Here is a 20704-nt window from a genome sequence, read left to right on the forward strand (position 1 = left end):
CGGACTACGGTGCGGATGCCGCGACGTGCTCCGAACACGTCAGCACGAGGGGCGTGCCGTCGGTGATGGCGATGGTGTGTTCGCTGTGAGCGGTACGAGATCCGTCGGCTGAGCGGATGGTCCACCCATCATCGTCGTAGATGATCTTGTCGGTGCTGCGGGCGAACCAGGGTTCGAGTGCAAGGGTCAATCCGGGCCGCAGCTCGAGACCACGTCCCGCACGTCCCATGTTGGGGACGTGTGGGTCTTCGTGCATGGTGCGCCCGATTCCGTGGCCACCGAACTCGGCGTTGACCGAGTACCCAAAGTCGGCGGCCACGGCGCCGATCGCAGCGGAGATGTCGCCCAAGCGGTTGCCGGGCAGCGCTGCGGCAATCCCTGCCGCCAAGGCACGTTCGGTGGCTTCGATGAGGCGCTCGTCCTCGGCTCGCGGGGCACCGACGATCAAACTCCGCGCCGAATCGGCGACCCACCCCTCGATCGACACCGCGATATCCATGCTCAGCAGGCCCGCGTCACGCAGCGCATAGTCATGCGGCAGCCCATGCAGTACAGCGTCGTTGACCGACAGGCAGATGACGTTGCGGAACGGACCTCGCCCGAATGACGGCGCGTAATTCCAGTAGCACGATTGGGCACCACGTTCGGCGATCAGCTAGCGGGCACGGTGTTCGAGGTCGAATAGGTTCGCCCCTGGCTGGCCCCGGTAGGCGAGGTCGTCGAGCAGCTCGGCGATGAACGCGCCGGTGACGCGCATCGCTTCGATCTCTCGAGGTGTCTTCAGTTCCAGCACTGCAATCCCTCTCCACCCGGCCTGATGACCGGTATTAAAATACCACCATAGTTGATTGGCCGGTATTTTCATACCGCTTTCGAGTAGGTCGGTGACATGTTGCGTCTCCCGCCCAACTCGCGGCCGGTCAGCGCCTGGGTGCATACCTGCGCCAAGTTCGAGGCGATCGCCGAGGTGGCCCAGGAGGCGAAGCGTGCATCAGCGAGATGCGCACAAGTGCTGACATCACATCGTCGAATCACATTGCCCACTAATCGTATCCACCCCCATGGGGCGATAACGTGGCAGCGCCTTCGGCAGACTGAGGCGAAGCGCGGCCGAGCGCGAGGACCGGGATGGTGCGGATGCCGGCGGCCTTCCTCTCGTAGTCGGCAAAGTCCGGGTAGCGGCGCAGTCACGCCACGACAATTGCCGCTGTCGGCGCGGAAGACCGTCGTTCGTGCCGACGTTCGCCGCGGGACTCATCGGCAGGTGGCCGATGAGTCCCGCGGGCCGGGGTCATGGCACCATTCCGTGGGTTCAGTTGATCACTGCGGTGGCCTCGACCTCTATGAGGAGTTCGGGTTCGGCGAGTGCTGCGACACCAATGCCCGTGAGCGGAGGCAGTGGAGAAGCAATTCCTAGCTTTGCGGATGCCCGGGTAACGCCTTCCACGAATTGCCCCATCTTGTCGGGGGCCCAGTCGACGAGGTAAACGGTCAGTTTCGCGACGTCGTCGAAGGATGCCCCGGCTGCGGCCAGTGCGGTGGCGACGTTGAGATAGCACTGTTCAGCCTGAGCGGTGAGATCTCCGACGCCCACGATGGCGCCGTCGACATTGACCGAGACTTGGCCTGCCATGAAGATCAGCTTCGATCCGGTGGCTATCGACAACTGCCGGTATAGATCGACCTCCGGCAGTCCTTCCGGATTCACAAGAATGATGGACATTTGTACTCCTTGGTGGATGAGACGCCGGGACGTTCGCTACGTCCCTGTGGGGTGCGTGCCCGAGGTAGTAACTTCTCTGACGGTTCATATCAGCCCCTGGATATGTATGTGTACGGGGACCGGTCGCGGGGCTGTGGCTACGAATATGTCAGTCCTCCGTCGACCGGGATGATCGCGCCGGTGACGTAGTCGCTGAGGTCGCTCGAGAGGAACTCGATGACTCCAGCGCAGTCCTCCGGCGTACCGTATCGGCCAAGCGGAACATCATCGAGGAGCTGTGCGTCTCCCATTGCGCTCAGTATTGGAGCGAGTCGTCCGGTCGAGATGTACCCAGGAGCAACGCAGTTCACTGTGACTCCGAACGGGCCCAGATCGCGCGCCAGATACTGGGTGTACTTGGCGACCGCAGCCTTCGCGGCGCCGTAGTGGGCATAACCTCCGTTGTCTTCGATCCGATGGCCCGCCTGGCTGCCGACGGTGACGATCTTGCCTGATCGCTGCTCCTTCATCGGCACGGCGACGGCTTGGCAGGTGTGGATCGTGCCGGTGAGGTTGCGCGCGACGACGACGTCGACGAGATCCTTCTCGACAATGGATGCGCGCGTCTCCTCAGGCGATCCGACACCACCGCCCGCGTTGCAGATCGCGATATCGAGTCGGCCCCATTCACCCACGATCTGTTGAACTGCCTCGTTCAAGGTCGTCGCATCGGTGACGTCCGCCTGGAAACCTAGTGCGCGTATCCCGATTTCGCGAATCTCATCGACCACCGTGTCTCCGCGCATCGATGCTGCCTCGAGTTGGTAGTCCTTGTACGAGTGCAGATCGAAGTCCACCACTGCGACGTCAGCCCCGCGTTTCGCGAGCCTGAGTGCGTAGGCGCGGCCTATTCCACGTGCCGCCCCGGTGACCAGCGCGACCTTCCCACGTAAGGGCAGGTTGTCCGTCATTGTCGAAATCTCCTCAGGTTCATTGATCGATCTGGCCGAGTCGGTCCGGTGAGACGTAGGAGTCTCGGAATTGGTTCCCGGTGCTCACACGATGTCTTGCAACGGAACTCCTTTGGTCTCCCTCCAGGTTGAGACAACGGCCATGCCGATGAGACAGAGCACGATGATGTACACGTTGAACGCCCAGCCAATCTCCTTGCCGTAGAGCCATTGGTTCAGGTACGGGGCCGTTCCACCGAAAATCGCAACCGCAAGCGATAGTGCGAAGCCGAGCATCCGGGTGCGGTATCGCGTGGGCAATAGTTCGGATAGGACCGCGGGCTTTGATCCTGCGACGAGGGCGATGAAGACCAAGGCGATCGACTGGGCGACGAAGAGGGTCCACGGTTCGTCGGTGATCATGCCCATGAGTGGAAAGATGCCGATGATGAACGCGCCATAGAAGATGAGGGTGACCGGTTTGCGCCCCCATTTGTCGGCCAGGAACCCGCCGATCGGGATGGCGGCAATGTAGATGAGTTGCGCAAAAGCGCTCGCCAAGAACGCGCTCGCGGCGTTCATGTCGTGATACGTGATCGCGAAAACGGCGGCGAACGATGTCCACGTGTAGTAGACGACATTGGTCCCGCCCTCGTACAGCATCAGTTTGAATCCGCGGAGGACGAGGGTCCGGCGGGGCAGCTTCGGGGTCTCGGTGGCCGTGGTCCCGTCCTCGGCCCCGGCGATTTGTTCCTCGTATACTTCGCTCTCCATCATCCCGCGGCGAAGGAACAAGGCGAACACGGCGAGGCCGGCGCCGAGGAAGAACGGAATGCGCCACCCCCACCGGTCGGCGTCCGCGGCGGGCAGCGCTGCGGAGATTCCAGCTCCTAGAGCAGTGGCACACAGAGTGCCGACGGAGACAGATAGGAACACAGCGCTCGACCAGAGTCCGCGGTGCCGGGGAGGGGCGATCTCGGACACGTATGCGTAGGAGGCGGCCGTCTCTCCGCCGTGCGCAAGACCCTGCATGAGGCGGGCCACTACGAGGATCAGCGATGCAAGCCCGCCGATGGCGGCGTAACTCGGTGTGACGGCAATCAGTAGGCTTCCCGCCGCCATCAACAGCATCGTCGTGATCATCGTCGTACGACGACCAACTCGGTCTGCGAGGGTGCCGAACAGAATTCCGCCCAGCGGGCGGAACGCGAAGCCCACAGCGAAAACTGCGAGCGTGCTGAGGAGAGCCGACGTCGGGTCGGAGGGGTCGAAAAGAGCTTTCGCGATGAACGGCGAAAACACCGCGTAGATGGTCCAGTCGAACCATTCCAGGAGGTTGCCGACACTGCTCGCGATAAGCGAGCGGCGACGTAACTGCGATGTGGCGCCGGCCTCCTTCGAGGGCACGGTCAGAGTTGAATTCACCATTGACGACTCGTCTCGGTTGTAAGTTGTCTGTATCTTTCGGTGCACGTACCGACGAAGCCCCCATCGGCATGGTCGGCAAGCCCGTCGCGGGCCGCGGCCTTCGTGAACAGCGCGTCGTGCTCCGCGCACTGAATATCCGAAGGCGCCACCATTGCGACGCGACCACCACGGAAGGGGTGCGTCAGGCCACGAAGAGGTCCTTGACAAGAGGCATGCCCGGCACCACTTCGTACTTGCGGAAGTCGGTGCTCCCACGCTGCCGCAAGAGATCTTCGTCGATGAAGAAGTGGCCGGTGAGTTCGGAGCTGAGACTGGTCACAATTGCATGCGCGGCATCGGACATAATCTCTGTGGTGCGGCACCCGGCGGCCTCGACGCCGATGACAGAACTCGCGGCGGTTTCGATCATTGTCTGTGGCCACAAGGCGTTGACGGCGATGCCACGATCACGGAACTCCGCCGCCAGTCCGAGCATGGTCATGCTCATCGCATACTTCGACATCGTGTATGCGCAGTGAGCGGCAAACCACTTCGGATTCAGCTCCAGAGGTGGCGACAAGGTCAGAATGTGGGGGTTCGTGCTCCTCGCCAGGTGCGGCAAGCACGCCTGCGAGACCGCGAATGTGCCTCGCACGTTGATGTCGAAGACGAGGTCGAATCGGCTCATGGGCGTCGAGAGTGTTTGCTCGAGGAATATCGCACTCGCGTTGTTGACGAGCACGTCGATCCCACCGAACGTGGCAGCCGCCTTGTCTACGGCGGCGGCGATCTGGTCGTCGTTGCGAACGTCGACGACTAGTGGCAGCGCGCGGCCACCCGCGGTAACGATCTCGTCTGCAACCGAGTGGATCGTGCCGGGCAACTTGGGGTGCGGTATGTCCGTCTTGGCAGCGATGACGATGTTGGCGCCATCAGCCGCCGCGCGGAGCGCGATCGCGCGCCCGATGCCGCGGCTGCCGCCGGTGATGAATACTGTTCTGTCTCTGAGCGTTGTCATGGAATCTCCCCGCTGGGCGGCGTCGATGAATTATTGATAGAGCGTGGGTGTACACTCGGCGCTTTCGTAGCCGGTGCGGTTGGTGGGCGCCTACTCCGACGTGGCTTGGTCTGCATGCGTGCGCAGGTCTTCGAGATATCGGTCGCGGAGGACGAACTTCTGGATTTTTCCGGACGCAGTCTGCGGCAGTTCGGTTCGGAATTGCCAAACACGCGGGATCTTGTACGAGGCCAGGTAAGCGCCGCAGTACGTTGCCAGATCGTCCTCGGTGACGTGTGCTCCCCTAGCAGTGACGATGAAGGCCGCCACGATCTCACCCCATTCGGGGTCGGGAAGCCCGACGACGGACACCGCGCTGACCGCTGGGTGTGCGAAGAGGACGTCTTCGATCTCCCGAGGAAAGATGTTCTCGCCGCCCCGAATGATCATGTCCTTGAGCCGGCCGCGGATCGTGACGAATCCGAAGGCATCCATGGTGCCCAGATCGCCTGTGTGGAGCCACCCCTCGATGTCGATGGTCTCTGCGGTCGCACGAGGATCGTCGAAGTACTCCGTCATCACGCAGCTGCTCCGGGTACACACCTCGCCGAGTTCACCTACATCGATCACGTCGCGAGTATTCGGGTCGACGATCTTGACCTCGATACCCGGGAGCGGTCGGCCGACGGTGCTCAGCGTCTGCGTCCGCTGGTCTCCGCTCTCAGTGTGGGTGATGTAGGGCGACGACTCCGTCTGTCCATATCCGATACCGACCTCTACTCCGAGGACGCGTCGGGCACGCAAAGCCAGATCGAGCGGAACAGGCGCTCCGCCGAGCGTGGTCAGTCGCCAACTCGACACATCACGTGGTTGGTCTTCATGCCGTTCAATCATCCGGATGAGCATGGTCGGCACGCTCAGCATCACGGTCCCCTGCTCGGCTTCGAACAGGTCCAACAGCAGGTCGGCATCGAAACTCGGTGGGATGACGTGGCAGCCGCCGGTCTGTAGCGCACCTAAAGTCACGAGACCGCATCCGGCGGTGTGGAACAGCGGCATGGGATTGATCCATACATCGCCCGGATGCGCACCGATGACGGTCGCGTAGCGCCGACCATTGGTGGCCAATCCGCGATGGCTCAGCAGAGCACCTTTCGGCCGGCCCGTCGTTCCCGAGGTGTATTGGATCTGTGCCGGGTCCTCGGGCCGGACCGCCGGCAAGGGACCGAATGGAATGCAGAAGCCTCTTCCGTCGGCAACAAACTCGTCCCAATCTCCGAACGAAATCACCTCGCGGACCTGCGTGCCGTCGAGTGCGGCGGTCACGATCGGCAGCAGATCCCGGGACCGGAACCGCGGTTGCACCACGATCCCCACCGCCCGAGACTGACGCAGCACGTACGCCAGCTCGGCCTGCCGGAAGGCCGGGTTCACCGTGACCAGCGTTAGTCCCGCCAGCGCGGCGCCGAATTCCAGCTGAATCCACTCCGGGCTATTGGCGGCCCAGACAGCCAGATGCTCGCCGGGGGAGAACCTGAGCAACAGGGCCCGGGCGACGTGGGTGGATGCCTCCAGTAGCTCCTCGAAGGTCCATCGGCGTGCTTCGTCTCCTACGACGCCCTCCACGAGAGCCGTTCGGCCTCCCCACTGCGATGCGGCGCGGACGAGGGCATCCCCAATCGTGCTGTCAAGATCGTCTGGATCCACATCTGCACACCAGATCGATTTGGACAGAGGCGGCCGGCTGCTCTGCACGGTCATTTCCTCGTTCCTGCGAAATGTCGTTGCGGGTTGTCGACCAAGATGGTCTCGACGTCGCGTTCGGTGATTCCTGCGTCGAGTAGCGCAGGAATCACGTCCTCGGGGATGTGACGGTAGTTCCACTTGGGGCCGATCTGGTCCCGGGATTCGACGGCGATGAAGTCGAGGAAACAGGACGCATCGTGCGAGATGACGATGCTTCCGGTGTAGCCCCGGCGGACGAGTTCGACAAGGGTGTCGACCCGCTCACGGAACGGCAGGAAGGCGTCGGCCCCGAACCGGTCAAGTCCGAGCAGGGATCCTGCATCGGCCAGACGACACAGGTAGTCCACATCGGTGGTGTCACCAGCGTGACCGATGATCACCTGCGTCAGATCGACGCCTTCCTCCGCGAGCACTCGCTGCGCAACGAGCCCGGATTCCGATCCGGCATGAGTGTGAACGGTGATCGGTGCACCGGTCTCGACACTCGCCTGACCGACTGCCCGCATTGTGCGCTCGACACCGGGGGTCAGTCCCGGAGCATCGATGGCGCACTTGAGGAATGCGGCACGCACACCGGTATCACCGATGCCCTTGGTCAGATCGCGGATGAACAGCTCGGTCAGCGGTTCCGCGGTGTCGACCATCAGACCGGGTCCGCGGTAGGAGAACTGAGGAGGAAGGTCGTTAAAGGTGTACAAGCCGGTGGCGACAATGATGTTGAGGGACGTTCGTTCCGCGATGCGCTGGATACGCGGGATGAAACGGCCGAGACCAAGCACGGTTGGGTCCATTATGGTGTCGACGCCGAGGTTCTTGAGTTCGTTCAGGTCGTGGACGGCCTGCTCGATCTTCTCGTCCTCGTCCCAGTCATCCTGATAGTTCAGCCGGAACTCCTCGCCGAGCACAAAGACGTGTTCGTGAACGAGCGTCCGGCCGAGTTCAGCAGAATCGACGGGTCCGGCAACTGTCTGCACTTCGGTCATGATCTGTTCCTTGTGGGTGTGGGTTCAGAGCGCGACGACGACGGACTTGGTTTCCAGATACTGCTCGAGCACGGCGTCCCCCTTTTCTCGACCCCAGCCGCTCTGCTTGTAACCGCCGAAGGGAAGTTCGGCGGCGAACACGTGGTAGGTGTTGACGTGCACGGTTCCGGCTTTGAGTCGCTTCGCCAGCAGGTGTGCCTTCGACAGATCGGCGGTCCACACACCCGCGGCGAGTCCGTAGATGGTGTCGTTGGCTTGCCGTGCCAGGTCGTCGATGTCGCTGAACGGCATTGCGGTGACGACCGGACCGAAGATCTCCTCTCGGACGATCGGATGGTCCCGTTCTGGCCGTGCGATCACACTTGGTTGCACGTAGTAGCCGTCACGGTCCAGTACGCTGCCGCCGGCCAAGGTCTGGCCGCCGGAACCCTTGCTCAGGTGGAGGTAGCGGCCCACGCGTTCGAAGTGCTCCGCCGACACCAGCGGACCCATGTCGGTGTCCGGGTCGAGCCCGTAGCCCACCTTGATGCCACGGGCATGTTCCGCGAGGCCTTCCACGACACGATCGAACTGGGACTCATGAACATAGAGGCGGCTGCCGGCCGAGCACACTTCGCCCTGGTTGTAGAAGATCGCAAGGGCAGCGCCGGCGATGGCGGCGTCGACGTCCGCGTCGTCGAGGACGATGTTCGGTGACTTGCCGCCCAACTCCAGCGACACCCTCTTGAGGTTGCCCGCGGCGGCGCGCACGATGCTGCGACCGACCTCGGTCGAACCGGTGAACGCGATCTTGTCGACCCCGTCGTGTGCGGCGAGGTGCGCCCCCGCGCGTTCTCCGAATCCGGGCACGATATTGACCACCCCATCCGGGAGGCCGGCCTCGAGCAGGAGTTCACCGATCCGCAGCGCGGTCAGTGGAGTCTGCTCGGCGGGCTTGAGGACGACGGTGTTGCCCGTGGCCAGCGCCGGGGCCAGCTTCCACGCCGCCATCAAGATCGGAACGTTCCAGGGGATGATCTGGCCTGCGACCCCCAGAGGCTCGCGAGTCGTGTACGCGTGAAACTCCCCGCCGGGCATGTAGGGAACCGAGGGCGTGAGCGTCGACCCGGTGATTCGGCGTGCCGCACCGGACATGTACCAGAACATGTCTGCTGCGAGTGGAATTTCGACGGCGAGCGCTGCACCCGCCGGCTTTCCGCTGTCCAGCGATTCCAGCTCGGCGAGTTCTTCGGCATGCTCGGCGATCAGATCTCCGATCCGGTGAACGAGGCGGCCCCGCTCGCTCGGTGACATTGTCGACCACGGACCCTCTGCCGCGCGCCGCGCGGCCTCCACCGCACGGTCTATGTCGCGTTCCGCACCCTCGGCCACAGTGGCGAGTACTCGCCCCGTACCGGGGTCGATGGTCTCGAACGTCCTGCCGTCCGCGGCGTCGACGAACCGGCCATCGATGAGCAGTCCGTGGCGCCGGGCCAGGAATTCTGTTGAGTGCTTGGGTGATATTGCGGCTGAAGTCATTTCGTTCTCTCCATTCTTGACAGGTGTGCATCTGCGATGCGGACGCTACGACGGTGACGTCGGTGCAACCTTGGCTATGCGCTGTCCACGGAGCGCATATGGCCGATGAGCAGTGCGAAACGCGGGTCGCCTGGATCCGATTCCGCGGCGAACACTTCGAGTAGGGATTGGTCGTACGGGTGTGTCCAGAGGTAACGCAGTGCCAGCTATCGAGACCGGGGAGGCGACAGCGGCTTGTGAGGCGGAGTCTCGACATGCTCGCGCAATCGACTCAACCAGGGAGACTACGTAATCGGGGAGATTGGCCTGTTGTGCGCTTCGAGCGCACGGTCTATTTGCCCGGCCTCGGCATGGTTGAGGGTTCTTCCGATGTCGGATTCGATCTCTGCTACGACCCCACAGGGTCGCGTCGTGAGGATCCCGGATCCGACGCTTGTCCTCAGCACGGAGAACTCTTCGCGGAGCGTCACCGCACCGATATCGACATCGCCGCACACGTCGGCGCGAATCTCCTCGAACGACAGCGGCGAACCCTTCAGGACGAGCACGGCGAGGACCTCCCCCTGTCGTCGCGGCAGAGCGATGACGGCGGGTTCACCTCGACGCGCGGTTGTCCGCCCGATTTCATGGCGATGCGATGCCCGAAATCGGGCTTCGGTTCGCTCCTCATCATTTGCTCGACCAGAAGCGCCACCGAACTCGCCAGTGCACCGGAAGACGGTGAGTCCGCGTCCCACGGCGCCGAGATATCTACCACTCCGGCCGGCCGCGCGTCGGAGACGTCTCTGATGGGCTGCGCCCAGCAAGACCATCCGTGGAGAAGTCCGTTGAGATGTTCCGCCGCGAACACGCTGACACCCCGTCCAGTTCGTAGCGCCAGGTCGAGGGCATTGGTGCCCATGGATTCTTCCGTCCAACCGGAGCCGTCGAAGGCGGTGACCTGAGCGGCGGTGCGCCGCGTTCGCCCTGTTGCAGGGGTGCCGACGCTCGAGTCCGCGGCGATCGCGCGGAGCTCCCCGTGCAGGCGATGCGCGTGGGCCTGCGGGGGGTCACCAGGGTCTGTTGGTCGGCCATCGGTGCGTGCCTGTCGAAGGTGGCATCAGTGAGGCGCCGCCACCTTGCCCGAATGAGCGGCGCGAGTGCGACCTCTTCGAGGTGCATTCCGCCGCGGAAGGACTCCCACAGCCGAGTGCCGCGCAGCCGGCGAGGTGCCAGGTTCTCCTCGGTCCGACGCCGACGGGCATCGAAGCCCACGTGGGGCGACGCTGATTCCACTTCGTGCTCCGGCGGTCGATGAAGTCGACGTAGTTCGGCTGGCTGGGGTGACAGGTCTATCACCGGAAGGGGGCTCCTCTGTCAGTGGCCCGCCGAACGGTCACCGATGATCAGGACTGGTACTTGCCGGGATGGCGGCCGCTCCGACGGATGTACGACGGGAGAGGAATTCGAGGATACGAGGAATGACGATGTCCGGGTCCTCGAGGAGCGGGCTGTGGCCCGCGTTCTTGATCCGCCACAGCTCGGCGTCCGGGATTGCCTCGAACATCTCATCGGACCACGCCGGCGGGCGGGCATGGTCTTGGATTCCGGAGATGACGAGAGTCGATGCCGTGATCTGCGGCAGTAGGGCGAGGGCGCTTTCGCGCTGTACAACGCCGCGTGCGGCATGCGCCAACTTCGGCGACAGCTCCCCGAGGCGTCGAGTCCACGTGTCGTGTACATCCCTGCGTTCCGGGTCGTCGAGAACACTTGCCGCAAACAGGATGCTCTTGACGATCTCCACGACTTCGGCGGTGAAACCGTCGCGTTCGAACATGTCGACGAACGCGCCGAACTCTTCCAGGTGTTCGACCGATTCGCCGCGCGCGGACGAACCCATCAACACCAGTTCGTCGACAAGATCGGGCCTACGACTCGCGATTCGGACCGCGACGTCCCCACCCATGGACTGGCCGACGATCGATAACCGGCGGAGGCCGAGTCTGTCGACGAGAGCGAGAACGTCGTCACTGCACTGATCCATGGTCACGGTGGAATCGACCTCGTCCAGGCGGCTGACCTGCCCGAGAAATTCCGGTGCGATGAACCGGAACTGCCCTGCACCCGCAGCGGCGAGACCGTCGAACGATCGCGGGTCGAGGAACAGTGAGTGAAGACAGAGCACCGGCCTCAGATGCGGTTCGCCAGTGTCGAATGTCATCAGAACTCCCTTGGGGTCGGGTTACCTCAGCGTTGCCAGGCGCACCTTTGTGACATCCGGCACATGTTTGTTTCGCTTGACGGTATTCCCCCTCGGGCAGAATGTCAATATCTGCATTCCGATGCAAATAATGAAAAATTCGATAGTTGACATGAACTTCATAGTCTGAAATCTTGGCCTCCTACCTTGAGGAGGGTGTTGAAATGAACAAGACGGTCGCCGATGCCATCGCAGGCGCCTTGGCTCGACATGGTGTGAAAACAATTCTGGGGCAGAGCAATCCAACCGAGCTGATGCTTGCAGCCGAACGTATCGGGATCCGCCAGATCCTCTACCGAACCGAGAACGCGGCTGGTGTCATGGCTGACGGGTTCTCCAGAGTCTCCGGCCGCATCGCCGTGGTCGCGGCGCAGAATGGACCGGCCGCAACGTTGCTCGTCCCGCCGATGGCAGAGGCCATCAAGGCGTCGATGCCGATGCTTGTCTTGGTGCAGGAGGTGCCGGCCGGAAACCGCGACCGCAATGCCTTTCAAGAGCTGGATCACGTCGGACTGTTCGCGAGCGTCTCGAAATGGACCCGGCGAATCGACGACCCGGCAAGGGTCGATGACAACATCGATCTGGCGATCACGATGGCCACCAGTGGGCGACCGGGACCGGTGGTCCTGCTCATTCCGCGCGACGTTCTCGGAAAGCCGGCTGCAGCAGGTCGATTCAAGCGGACAGCGAACCTCGGAGCCTTCCCGCTCGATCGTCCACGACCGGATGCCAAGGCGGTGTCGAAGGCCGCTCAACTCATTTCGGCGGCAAGATCACCTCTCGTCGTCGCGGGAGGCGGAGTTCACGGCTCGGGTGCGGTAGCCGAGCTGGCCGCTCTCCAGGACCTCGGTCAGCTGCCTGTGGTTACGACGAACATGGGCAAGGGCGTGGTCGACGAATCCGGCCCGCTGTCACTCGGCGTCGCCGCGAACGTCACCGGCGAGCGAGGGCCCGCCCACTTCCATCTCCCCCTGATCGCCGACGCAGATGTCGTGTTGCTGGTTGGGACGAGGACGAACGAGAACGGAACCGAGGGATGGACGCTGACATCTCCCGATGCCACGTACATCCATATCGACGTCGATCCCCTCGAGGTCGGACGGAACTACGAGTCGGTGCGATTGGTGGGCGATGCGCGTGCCGCACTCGCAGACCTCACCGAGGCCCTCGCTGCGACCGACCTCACGTTCCGGCGGGCTCAGTCGGAGCAGCTCCGCTCCAGTATCGCGGCCGGACGCCGCAAGCATGTCGATACCGTCGCACCTCTGCTCATGTCGGATGATGCCCCCATTGCCCCCGAGCGACTCTTCGCTGAACTCGACCGTGTCCTGACCCCCGACGACATCGTAGTAGCCGACGCCAGCTACTCCTCGTTCTGGATCGCTAGCTATCTCTCGGCGAAGCGACCCGGTCAACGGTTCCTCACGCCGAGAGGGCTTGCAGGACTCGGCTGGGGGCTGCCCTTGGCGTTGGGAGCGAAGCTCGCTGCTCCGGATCGCCGCGTCGTCGCGGTCGTGGGCGACGGCGGCTTCGCGCACGTGTGGGCCGAGCTGGAGACTTCAGTTCGAGAGGACCTTCCGGTGACAGTGCTCGTCCTCAACAACTCGATCCTCGCCGCGCAGCGCCACGCCGAGAATGCGGTGTTCGGCGAAACCACCACAGGCGTGGAGTTCGAAGCTGTCGATCACGCCGCAATTGCCACTGCCGTGGGAACCACGGGGATCGTTGTCGATCGTCCGGAGGGCATCGCGCCTGCCCTTCGGAAGGCTATGAACTCTCCTGGCACGGTGGTCATCGACGTGATCGTCGACCCGGATGCCTATCCACCAGTTCGCGCATGGGACACCTGCGTCGACCGGATCAATGCACAACTCCATCGGGACAGGCCAGTTCTCGCGGCACAATGATAGTTTCAGATAGTGAACAGAACTTCGGGTAAAGGGCAACCGACACTGCAAACGGTCGAGCGGGCACTGAGCTTTCTCGAGTACGTAGCTGCGGCCAAGAACCCGCCCACGGTTCAGCAGGTTTCTGCCGGTCTCGGCCTCAACATCACAACGTGCTATCACCTGATGCGGACGCTGGTGGCGCGTGGCTATCTCGAGCGCCGGTCCGACGCAACACTGCGACTCGGCGGAAGCATAGGCGCCTTGTTCCGGACCTACCAACTCGGATTCAACGTCAACGAACAGCTCTCGGCCATCGTCGCCGACCTGGCCGAATCCACCGCCGAGACGTCGTTTCTGTCGACACTCGACGACCGCAACGTGATCCTCAAAGTACTGGTGGAAGGTTCGCAGCCGCTACGCGTCGGAGGACTCTACGTCGGGTTGACCGGCAATGAGCCACGCCGCGCGGCGGGAAAGGCCGTACTCGCCCACGTCGACAGCGAGCTGAGGGAGGAGATCATCGACCGTAGCCTCGCTGACCTGGACCCGGCCGCTAGACGCCGCTTCCGCGCGACGCTGTACCGAGAACTGGAGGAAGTCCGGAAAAAGGAATGGGCAGTAGACATCGACACCAGCCCGGGGATCACCTCCGTCGGGGCCCCGATCTTCAGCCGAGACGAATCCATCGTCGGAGCCATCGGCATAGTCGCACCCACATCCCGTTTCCACGAAGCCCAGGACAACCTACTCCAAGCCGTGATCGACGCAGCACATCTGGCAACGGAGACACTGGGTCGCGCAACGGATGGATCCCTTTGACAGCGGATCACACGACGTCGGCGGGAGCAATTGGTCACTCGAACCTTCCAGACCTTCTAGCCGGCCATGGTCGTGTCAGGTTGTTTGGGAGGGGAGGACGTCGTCTGAGCCCTGATCAACCGATGTTGGTCGGTGTGATGAGCGTGGCGTAGAACGAGGATGCCCTTCCCGGCAGGGAAGATCTGGATTGCGACGTCCGATCCGAACTGCACAGGAAGGGTACCTCGTAGGCAAAACCTACTCACACGATCGTCAGGGGTTCGACGAATCCCACCCTGGTATCGACCGCGAGCCTGGGCCCGCGCTGCGGCTGGCCGAATCGGCCGGCCTGTACGAGCTGCTCGAGGCACTGACGGTGCAGTCCCCGAACGCTGCGGCGAAAACGACGAGCGTGCTCGCGGGGATGGTTGCGGGCGCGAATTCGATCAACGACCTGGATCTGCACCCCCGCTTGCACGCCAGGTTGAGCCGAGACGGGTTCCCCCGGGCACCCCACCGGACCCGCGGCCCGGCCCCCACCAACCCCCGACCAACTCGGCGACGAGCGGTCCCCGAGTCGACCGGGTACGCCCACCCCACGAAACCGACCGCTCGACTACCGCCTCGTAGGATGCTCAGGCGAGGACGTTGTCGCGCAGGTAGTTCGCCAGCTGGGTGCGGGACCGGATGCCGAGTTTCCGGTACAGCCGTCCCAGATGCATTTCGATGGTCTTGACGCTGAGGAAGAGCTGCTCGGCGATCTCACGGTTGGTGCCGCCGCGGGCGGCGAGCCGGGCCACCTGGAGTTCCTGCGGGGTGAGCCGGTGCCCCGCGGCAGCGGCGGGTGCGTCGACCGGCCGGCCGACGGCGCCCAGTTCCGTCGCGGCCTGTGCGGCCCACGTGCGGGCCCCGATGTGCCGGAACGCGTCGAACGCCACCTCCAGATGCTTGCGGGCGTCGCGCCGGCGCCCGGCGCGGCGCAACCGTTCGCCGTAGCACAGCGCGGTCCGGGCGGTGTCGAACGGGGACGGCGAGCGTGCGTGTAGTTGCAGGGCTTTGGTGAACCAGGTGTCGTACTCCGCGTCGTCGCCGATCAGTGCCCGGCCGCGGCAGATCAGGGCTCCGAGGGCATCGGGCAGCGCGAGTTCCGTGAGCAGCCGCAACTGTTCGCGAACCGCGTCCGGCACGTCGCGTCCTGATCGGACGTACGCTTCGAGCAGGTCGGCGGACGACGCTCGCGCGACGAGGAGACCGTCCGCGTACCCGGACGGTCGCCGGTTGGCCTCCTCCAGATGGTCGACGGCACGGTCGGGCCGATTCAGGCTCAGTTCCAGCAGCCCGAGTCCGTCCAGGGCGTCGCGGTGCATCTCGCCCAGACGGGTCCTCTCGCGGATCCGCAACGAGTCGGCGGCGTGCGCCCGGCAGGCCTGTTCGTCACCGAGTTGCGCCTCGAGTTCCGCCAGGCATCCGAGCGCCGCGCAGAGCGCGAGCAGATCGCCCGTGCGGGTGGCGAGTTCGACGGCCTCGGTGGCCGCGCGACGACCGGAGTGCAGGCGTCCGAGGCGGCTGTCGGCCAGCGCCGTGACGTACAGCGCCAGGGGCAACTGCCCCCAGGCGCCCTCGGCCCGGAGCCGGTGGACCAGCGGGTCGAGCACCTGCCGCGGATCGCCGTCCTCCCCGTGCCAGGCCACCGCGCCCAGCTCCGCGAACAGGACCCATTCGACGTCGGCGTCGGTGCCCCACCGCGCGAGCGCCGCCGCATCCTGCAGCCAGCGCATCCCGTCGGAGGGGTTGCCGGACAACGACAACGCGCTGCCGATGACGAGCGAGCCGAGGAGCGTCGTGTCGGTGTCCCGGGGCGGCGCCGACCGGATCGCCCGGCGAGCGAGCCGCAGTGCCCCCTCGGGCTCGCCGGCGACGAGTGCTCCCTCGGCCGCCATGGCCAACAGGTGGGCGCCTCGCGCCGGGTCTCGTCGACCGATGTCCGCGGCGCCCGTCTCCCACACCCGGCGTGCGATACACGCTGCGCCGGTGTGGAGTTCGACCCGTCCGCGGACGCCGGCGCTGGCGGCCCGCAGGGCCGGATCGGTGGTGTGGTCGTCGGATCGGTCCAGCAGCCGCAGCGCGGTCGTGCCGCGGCCCGCGCGCCGGGCCGCGTCGGCCGCCGCGCAGAGACGCCGGGCCGTACCCGCCTCGTCGGCGGAGAACGCGGCAGCCTGCTCCATGACGACCGCGGCGGCCGCGTACCCGCGCCGTTCCGACGTCAGCCGCGCGGACTGCTCCAGTTCCCGGGCGGTGCCCTCGTCCGGGGCGAGGGTGGCTTCGGTCAGGTGCCACGCACGTCGGTCCTGCTGCGCCGGATCGGTGAGCATCTCGGCCACTGCGCGGTGCAGCGACCGCCGCCGCGTCGGCGGGAGATCGGATACCGCGGCGCTGCGGATCAACGGATGCGGAAAGGACAACCGGCCGCCCGCGAACGACGTCAACCCGGTGTCCTCGAGCGTTCCCAGGGCACCGCCGGCGATCCCCAGGTGCGCCAGGACGGCGGACACCACGGGCAACCCGTCGTCGGCCGCCACCGCCGCGACCTGGAGGGCTCGGCGTGTCGCGTCGTCGAGCGTGGCGATGCGCGCACCGAAGATGCGGGTCGCGGCCGACCCGGCGCGTACCGGGAGGCGCAGCGGACGGGTTCCGGTGAGTTCGTCGCACGAGAGAGTGCCCGCCAGCTCCAGCAGCGCCGACGGGTTGCCCCCCACCTGTGCGGCCGCCGCCGCCACCACGTCGTCCGGCGGGCGCCGGCCCAGGAGGGCGGCCAGCAGCTGACCGGCCGCCTCGTCGTCGAGACCCCGCACCCCCGACGTCTCGACGCTGGCCGGACCCTGCGGCTCGCGGGTGGCGACCAGAATCCCGATCCGTTCGGTGGTGAGCCGCCGAGCGGCGAAGGCGACGGCGTCCAGGGTCGGCCGGTCCAGCCACTGTGCATCGTCGATCACGACCAGCAGTGCCGCGCTGCGTGCGGCCGCTGTCAGAACCCGGAAGAATCCGGCGTAGATCGCGAATCGGTCCTCCGGACCGGGAATTTCGCGCGCGGTGGAGCCGCACAACGGGCGCACCCTGGGCGGCGACGCAATGGGCCCCGGCACCGGCGCCAGCAGGCGTTCGAGCGCCGCGAAGGGGATCGGGGCCTCGGCTTCCGCACCCGTCACCGACAGCACCCCGAGCCCGGAGGCATGCTCGCGGGCGTAGTCGAGGAGGGCGGTCTTGCCGATTCCCGCTTCCCCGCTCAGCACCACTGCTCCACCCGCTCCCTGCCGGAGTGCGGCAAGCAGCCGATCGATGCGTGCGCATTCCGGTCCCCGCCCGAACAGCACAGCTTCACCGTAGCCCCCGGGCGGGGGCCGGCGCCCTCTTCTCAACCGAAATGGAAGCATCGGGGCCGGCCTCGACCGAAACGAGACCCGTCGGTACGTGGCCATGCCCGAGTCGTCGCGATGCAGGGTTTTCCCCGTCGCCCGGCGTCGGGTTCGTCGGCGATGCTGATATACAGCCGATCCATTTCCGTGCCGTGGGCGCGTATCGGTCGCGGCACGCGACGCGAGGAGAAACACCATGAGCAGGACTACGTTTCGCGCGGCGGTAGCGGCGACCGCCATGGCCCCCATGATCGCCCTCGGCACCGGTGCCGCGACAGCGGCCCCCGCCATCCCCACCGCGCCTGCCCCGATCGCGGAATCCGTCCAGCCGGCGGTCCTCGGCCCGTTCGGTGTCGTGTGCGTTCCGTTGCTCTTCGTTCCGGTCGTCGGAGTGCCGCTGTTCGTGGTCTGCCTCGTCTGACACCGGGTCGACCCCTCGTTGCGGCGAGCCGGCCCGGCCGGCCCGCCGCAACGAGACACCCGTACCTGCCGAGATGCGCAGCCGGCATCTCGGCGGCCCCTCCCTGCCGTGACGGTCGTGTACCGAGGCGACCGGTGGGTATCCCGAAGGACGGATCGCCGGCATCGGCGGGGCGCCCGGCACGGACCACGGGAGGAAACGAACAGTGACCGACTTCGGCTACACCATGCTCTGCGAGCAGTCCCGGCCGGACCACCTCGTCCGCGACGTGCAGATGGCGGAGAAGGCCGGCTTCGACTTCTCGGTGATCAGTGACCACTACAACCCGTGGCTGGAGGAACAGGGGCATTCCGGCTACGCGTGGTCCATCCTTGGTGCCGCTGCCCAGGCCACCGAGCAGATCCCGCTCATGACCTACGTGACCTGCCCGATCCTGCGGTACCACCCGGCGGTGGTGGCGCAGAAGGCGGCGACGATGCAGATCCTGTCCGGGGGCCGGTTCCGCCTCGGCCTGGGCGCGGGCGAGAACCTCAACGAACACGTCGTCGGCAAGGGCTGGCCCGCGGTGGGCACCCGTCACGAGATGCTCGCCGAGGCCGTGGAGATCATTTCGGCGCTGTTCGACGGCGGCAACGTGAACTTCCGCGGCGACTACTTCGACGTCGAGTCCGCGCACCTTTACGACCTGCCCGAGACCCGGGTGCCGATCGGCATCGCCGTGTCCGGTTCGCAGTCGTGCGCCCTCGCCGGGGAGAAGGCCGACCTGATGGTGGCGACCGAACCCGAGCCGGAGCTGACCCGGATGTTCGACGAGGCCGGGGGAGCGGGCAAACCGCGAGTCGGGCAGATCGCCGTCTCCTACGACACCGACCGCGACGCGGCGGTGCAGCGGGCGCACGAGCAGTTCCGATGGTTCGGCCTCGGCTGGAAGGTCAACCCGGACCTGCCCGCGCCGTCCTCGTTCGCGGCGGCCACCCGGTTCGTGACGCCCGAGCAGGTCGGGGCGCAACTGCCGTGCGGCGACGACATCGACGAGTACGTGGACAAGATCCGGCCGTTCGTCGACGCGGGATTCACGGAGGTCGCCCTCGTCCAGATCGGAGGTGACCGGCAGGGGCCGTTCATCCGGTGGGCCGAACAGGAACTGCTACCGGCGCTGCGCAGCCTGTTGCCGGGCTCATGAAGCGCAGCCTGTTGCCGGGCTCGTGAAACGCCGCGCGCTCGCGGCGCGATGGTCTCGGTAGTAGTCAGTTTTCGCTGACGCCGCAGACCTCGGACCCGCATGCCGCCGCGAGCGCACCCGACGGTCGCCGGTGTCGAAGGGTGCCGAGATGAACGTCGAACCGCGGATGGCCGGGTTGCGCCAATGGCGCACCGATCGCCTCGAGGATCTCGTGGCCCAGCTCGAACGCACGACCGATCCCGCGCTGCCCTGCTTCGCGCGCGACATCGCGCGCACCGAGCTGGCGCTGCGCCGGGAGGGCGGAACGGTGGACTGGGTGTGCCGTGTCAGGGCACAGCCGAGGTCCGACGGTCGTTCCGTGCTGCTGACCCTGGCGTTGCCCACGACGCTGTCGGAGCCGGAGGTGCGCGACGCGGCTCTGGTCCGCGCCCGCGAACTGTTCGGGTCCGACGTCGTCGTCGACAGCGTGCAGTTCGGCGACTGAGGGGTTCGCCGAGCCGGTCAGGGTCCGAGCCGGACGGCCGAGACCAGGCCGGACACCGTGGCGACGGTACCGACCGCCACGAAGCCGGTCACCATGGTGGCGACGGCCCCCGCGGAGACGACCGTGCCGAGGACGGTGCCCACGCGGGGACGCAGGCCGGAGGCCGGACGGATCGGGGCCGGCTCCTCGAGGCGTATCGAGTGGGGCGCCGCCGGAATCGTCGCGGCCGGCAGAGCGAAGAGGGGGTCGGGTCGGTGGGCGATGTTCTCGGACATATCAGTGTTTCCCCGTCCGTCGTTGACACCTTGTGCCTCCAGTGTCGCGGCGGCGGGTCTCCGGCAGATGGCCGCATTTTGAACTCTGGGTTTCGTGGAGTCGGCGTCGTCGGTCCCGGTTCCGGGGCACCGCGGGCGAGGCAGCGGCGTGGCAGTACGGTGATCCGCCCGAGTGTGCCGGCCCCCACGCGCCCGGATGCCGGTCACCGCCCCCTGCGCGGTGACCGGCCCCGCCGGTCCGCAGCATCACCCGACGTTCCGGCGCGTTGCCCCTCGGAAGAGGGGCCGGTGGCGACGCCCCGGCCGCACGAGGGCGCAGTCCGTTCGACAGCCACCATCAATCGGAACGCACCGGGGATCGCCGCGGTTCCGGAGCCGAGGTCGCGAACGGGGTGAAAGTGAGGGTGAAAACCGGGGGAGGGCGGCGGACGATGGAACGGCGCTCCGGGTGGCCGTCCCGACGGACCCGCGCACCGGTGGCCGACCCTGCGATGCGGGCCCGCCGCCGACATGCATAATGGCCGCAGCGTTGCTGACGCCCGTGCAGGGAAAGTCCGGTCCGAGTCCGGCGCTGACCCGCAACGGTAGGCCGTCCATCCGACGGTGAGCCCGATCGCCTGCACGGGGGTGCGCGACTCCGGTATTTCGTCGTGGTCTACGAGATGGAGTCCAGCAGGGTAGCCGGTGCCCGCTGTCCGG

At 65.8% G+C, this 20704-nt stretch carries 17 protein-coding genes, 3 pseudogenes and 1 riboswitch; of the genes and pseudogenes, 6 read left to right on the forward strand and 14 right to left on the reverse strand.

All coding sequences use genetic code 11. From position 1 onward, the window contains the following. Window positions 1-4: 4 nt before the first annotated feature. The 12 genes and pseudogenes from map to HFP48_RS05635 all read right to left on the reverse strand — a co-directional run bounded on the left by map (window position 5) and on the right by HFP48_RS05635 (window position 11503). A pseudogene (gene map, locus HFP48_RS05585) lies at window positions 5-793 on the reverse strand (type I methionyl aminopeptidase). Between the two features lie 310 nt (window positions 794-1103). Next, window positions 1104-1184 (reverse strand): annotated as a pseudogene (locus HFP48_RS31490) (nitroreductase family deazaflavin-dependent oxidoreductase); the annotation flags it as partial. A 128-nt stretch (window positions 1185-1312) separates the two neighbouring features. Beyond that, a complete protein-coding gene (locus HFP48_RS05590) occupies window positions 1313-1723 on the reverse strand; it encodes a RidA family protein (protein ID WP_168579195.1) in 411 nt (136 codons plus the stop codon). Window positions 1724-1860: 137 nt separating this feature from the next. Further along, window positions 1861-2673, reverse strand: a complete 813-nt coding sequence (locus tag HFP48_RS05595; RefSeq protein ID WP_210432806.1) for an SDR family NAD(P)-dependent oxidoreductase — start codon at window positions 2671-2673, stop codon at window positions 1861-1863. Window positions 2674-2757: 84 nt separating this feature from the next. Continuing rightward, window positions 2758-4059 (reverse strand): MFS transporter, encoded by a 1302-nt coding sequence (locus HFP48_RS05600; protein ID WP_246872521.1) that lies wholly within the window; start codon window positions 4057-4059, stop codon window positions 2758-2760. A 202-nt stretch (window positions 4060-4261) separates the two neighbouring features. Further along, complete coding sequence (locus tag HFP48_RS05605; protein ID WP_168579197.1) at window positions 4262-5077, reverse strand: NAD(P)-dependent oxidoreductase; 816 nt, start codon at window positions 5075-5077, stop codon at window positions 4262-4264. Window positions 5078-5167: 90 nt separating this feature from the next. After that, window positions 5168-6817 carry an AMP-binding protein gene (locus HFP48_RS05610; RefSeq protein WP_168579198.1) on the reverse strand — a complete coding sequence of 550 codons (1650 nt, stop codon included), beginning with the start codon at window positions 6815-6817 and terminating at the stop codon, window positions 5168-5170. Continuing rightward, the gene (locus tag HFP48_RS05615; protein WP_168579199.1) at window positions 6814-7785 is read right to left on the reverse strand and encodes a phosphotriesterase; all 972 of its coding nucleotides are present in this window, start codon (window positions 7783-7785) and stop codon (window positions 6814-6816) included. Before HFP48_RS05615 ends, HFP48_RS05610 begins: the two co-directional genes overlap by 4 nt. A 24-nt stretch (window positions 7786-7809) precedes the next feature. Further along, the gene (locus HFP48_RS05620; protein ID WP_168579200.1) at window positions 7810-9303 is read right to left on the reverse strand and encodes an aldehyde dehydrogenase family protein; all 1494 of its coding nucleotides are present in this window, start codon (window positions 9301-9303) and stop codon (window positions 7810-7812) included. A gap of 284 nt (window positions 9304-9587) precedes the next feature. Further along, window positions 9588-9851, reverse strand: a complete 264-nt coding sequence (locus HFP48_RS05625; RefSeq protein WP_168579201.1) for a hypothetical protein — start codon at window positions 9849-9851, stop codon at window positions 9588-9590. Beyond that, window positions 9839-10204: a hypothetical protein gene (locus HFP48_RS05630; RefSeq protein WP_168579202.1), complete on the reverse strand. Its 366-nt coding sequence runs from the start codon at window positions 10202-10204 to the stop codon at window positions 9839-9841. Before HFP48_RS05630 ends, HFP48_RS05625 begins: the two co-directional genes overlap by 13 nt. A gap of 474 nt (window positions 10205-10678) precedes the next feature. Next, window positions 10679-11503 (reverse strand): alpha/beta hydrolase, encoded by an 825-nt coding sequence (locus HFP48_RS05635; protein WP_168579203.1) that lies wholly within the window; start codon window positions 11501-11503, stop codon window positions 10679-10681. 203 nt (window positions 11504-11706) lie between these two features. Here HFP48_RS05635 and HFP48_RS05640 point away from each other — a divergent pair, with 203 nt between their 5' ends. The 3 genes and pseudogenes from HFP48_RS05640 to HFP48_RS31495 all read left to right on the forward strand — a co-directional run. Next, entirely contained in the window at window positions 11707-13449 is a 1743-nt protein-coding gene (locus tag HFP48_RS05640; RefSeq protein ID WP_168579204.1) for an acetolactate synthase catalytic subunit, read from the forward strand. Between the two features lie 12 nt (window positions 13450-13461). After that, window positions 13462-14250, forward strand: coding sequence for an IclR family transcriptional regulator (locus HFP48_RS05645; protein WP_168579205.1), 789 nt, complete (start codon window positions 13462-13464; stop codon window positions 14248-14250). Window positions 14251-14498: 248 nt separating this feature from the next. Further along, window positions 14499-14692: pseudogene (locus tag HFP48_RS31495) on the forward strand (IS1380 family transposase); the annotation flags it as partial. Window positions 14693-14864: 172 nt separating this feature from the next. On the opposite strand, the gene HFP48_RS32065 reads toward HFP48_RS31495, so the two are convergent. Continuing rightward, the gene (locus tag HFP48_RS32065; RefSeq protein WP_282597454.1) at window positions 14865-17660 is read right to left on the reverse strand and encodes a LuxR family transcriptional regulator; all 2796 of its coding nucleotides are present in this window, start codon (window positions 17658-17660) and stop codon (window positions 14865-14867) included. A gap of 178 nt (window positions 17661-17838) precedes the next feature. Here HFP48_RS32065 and HFP48_RS05655 point away from each other — a divergent pair, with 178 nt between their 5' ends. From HFP48_RS05655 to HFP48_RS05665, 3 genes are all read left to right on the forward strand, one after another. Then, on the forward strand, window positions 17839-18063 hold the full coding sequence (locus HFP48_RS05655; RefSeq protein WP_139310946.1) for a hypothetical protein: 225 nt from the start codon (window positions 17839-17841) through the stop codon (window positions 18061-18063). Between the two features lie 205 nt (window positions 18064-18268). Further along, window positions 18269-19246, forward strand: a complete 978-nt coding sequence (locus HFP48_RS05660; RefSeq protein ID WP_083662398.1) for an LLM class F420-dependent oxidoreductase — start codon at window positions 18269-18271, stop codon at window positions 19244-19246. Between the two features lie 148 nt (window positions 19247-19394). Further along, on the forward strand, window positions 19395-19730 hold the full coding sequence (locus HFP48_RS05665) for a hypothetical protein (RefSeq protein WP_044475651.1): 336 nt from the start codon (window positions 19395-19397) through the stop codon (window positions 19728-19730). A 17-nt stretch (window positions 19731-19747) separates the two neighbouring features. On the opposite strand, the gene HFP48_RS05670 is transcribed toward HFP48_RS05665, so the two are convergent. Next, entirely contained in the window at window positions 19748-20005 is a 258-nt protein-coding gene (locus HFP48_RS05670; RefSeq protein WP_006932002.1) for a hypothetical protein, read from the reverse strand. A gap of 516 nt (window positions 20006-20521) precedes the next feature. Then, a riboswitch (cobalamin riboswitch) is annotated at window positions 20522-20641 on the forward strand. Window positions 20642-20704: the final 63 nt, after the last annotated feature.

Origin of the sequence: Rhodococcus sp. DMU1 (assembly GCF_012272955.1) — a bacterium.
GTDB classification, from domain to species: Bacteria; Actinomycetota; Actinomycetes; order Mycobacteriales; family Mycobacteriaceae; genus Rhodococcus; species Rhodococcus aetherivorans.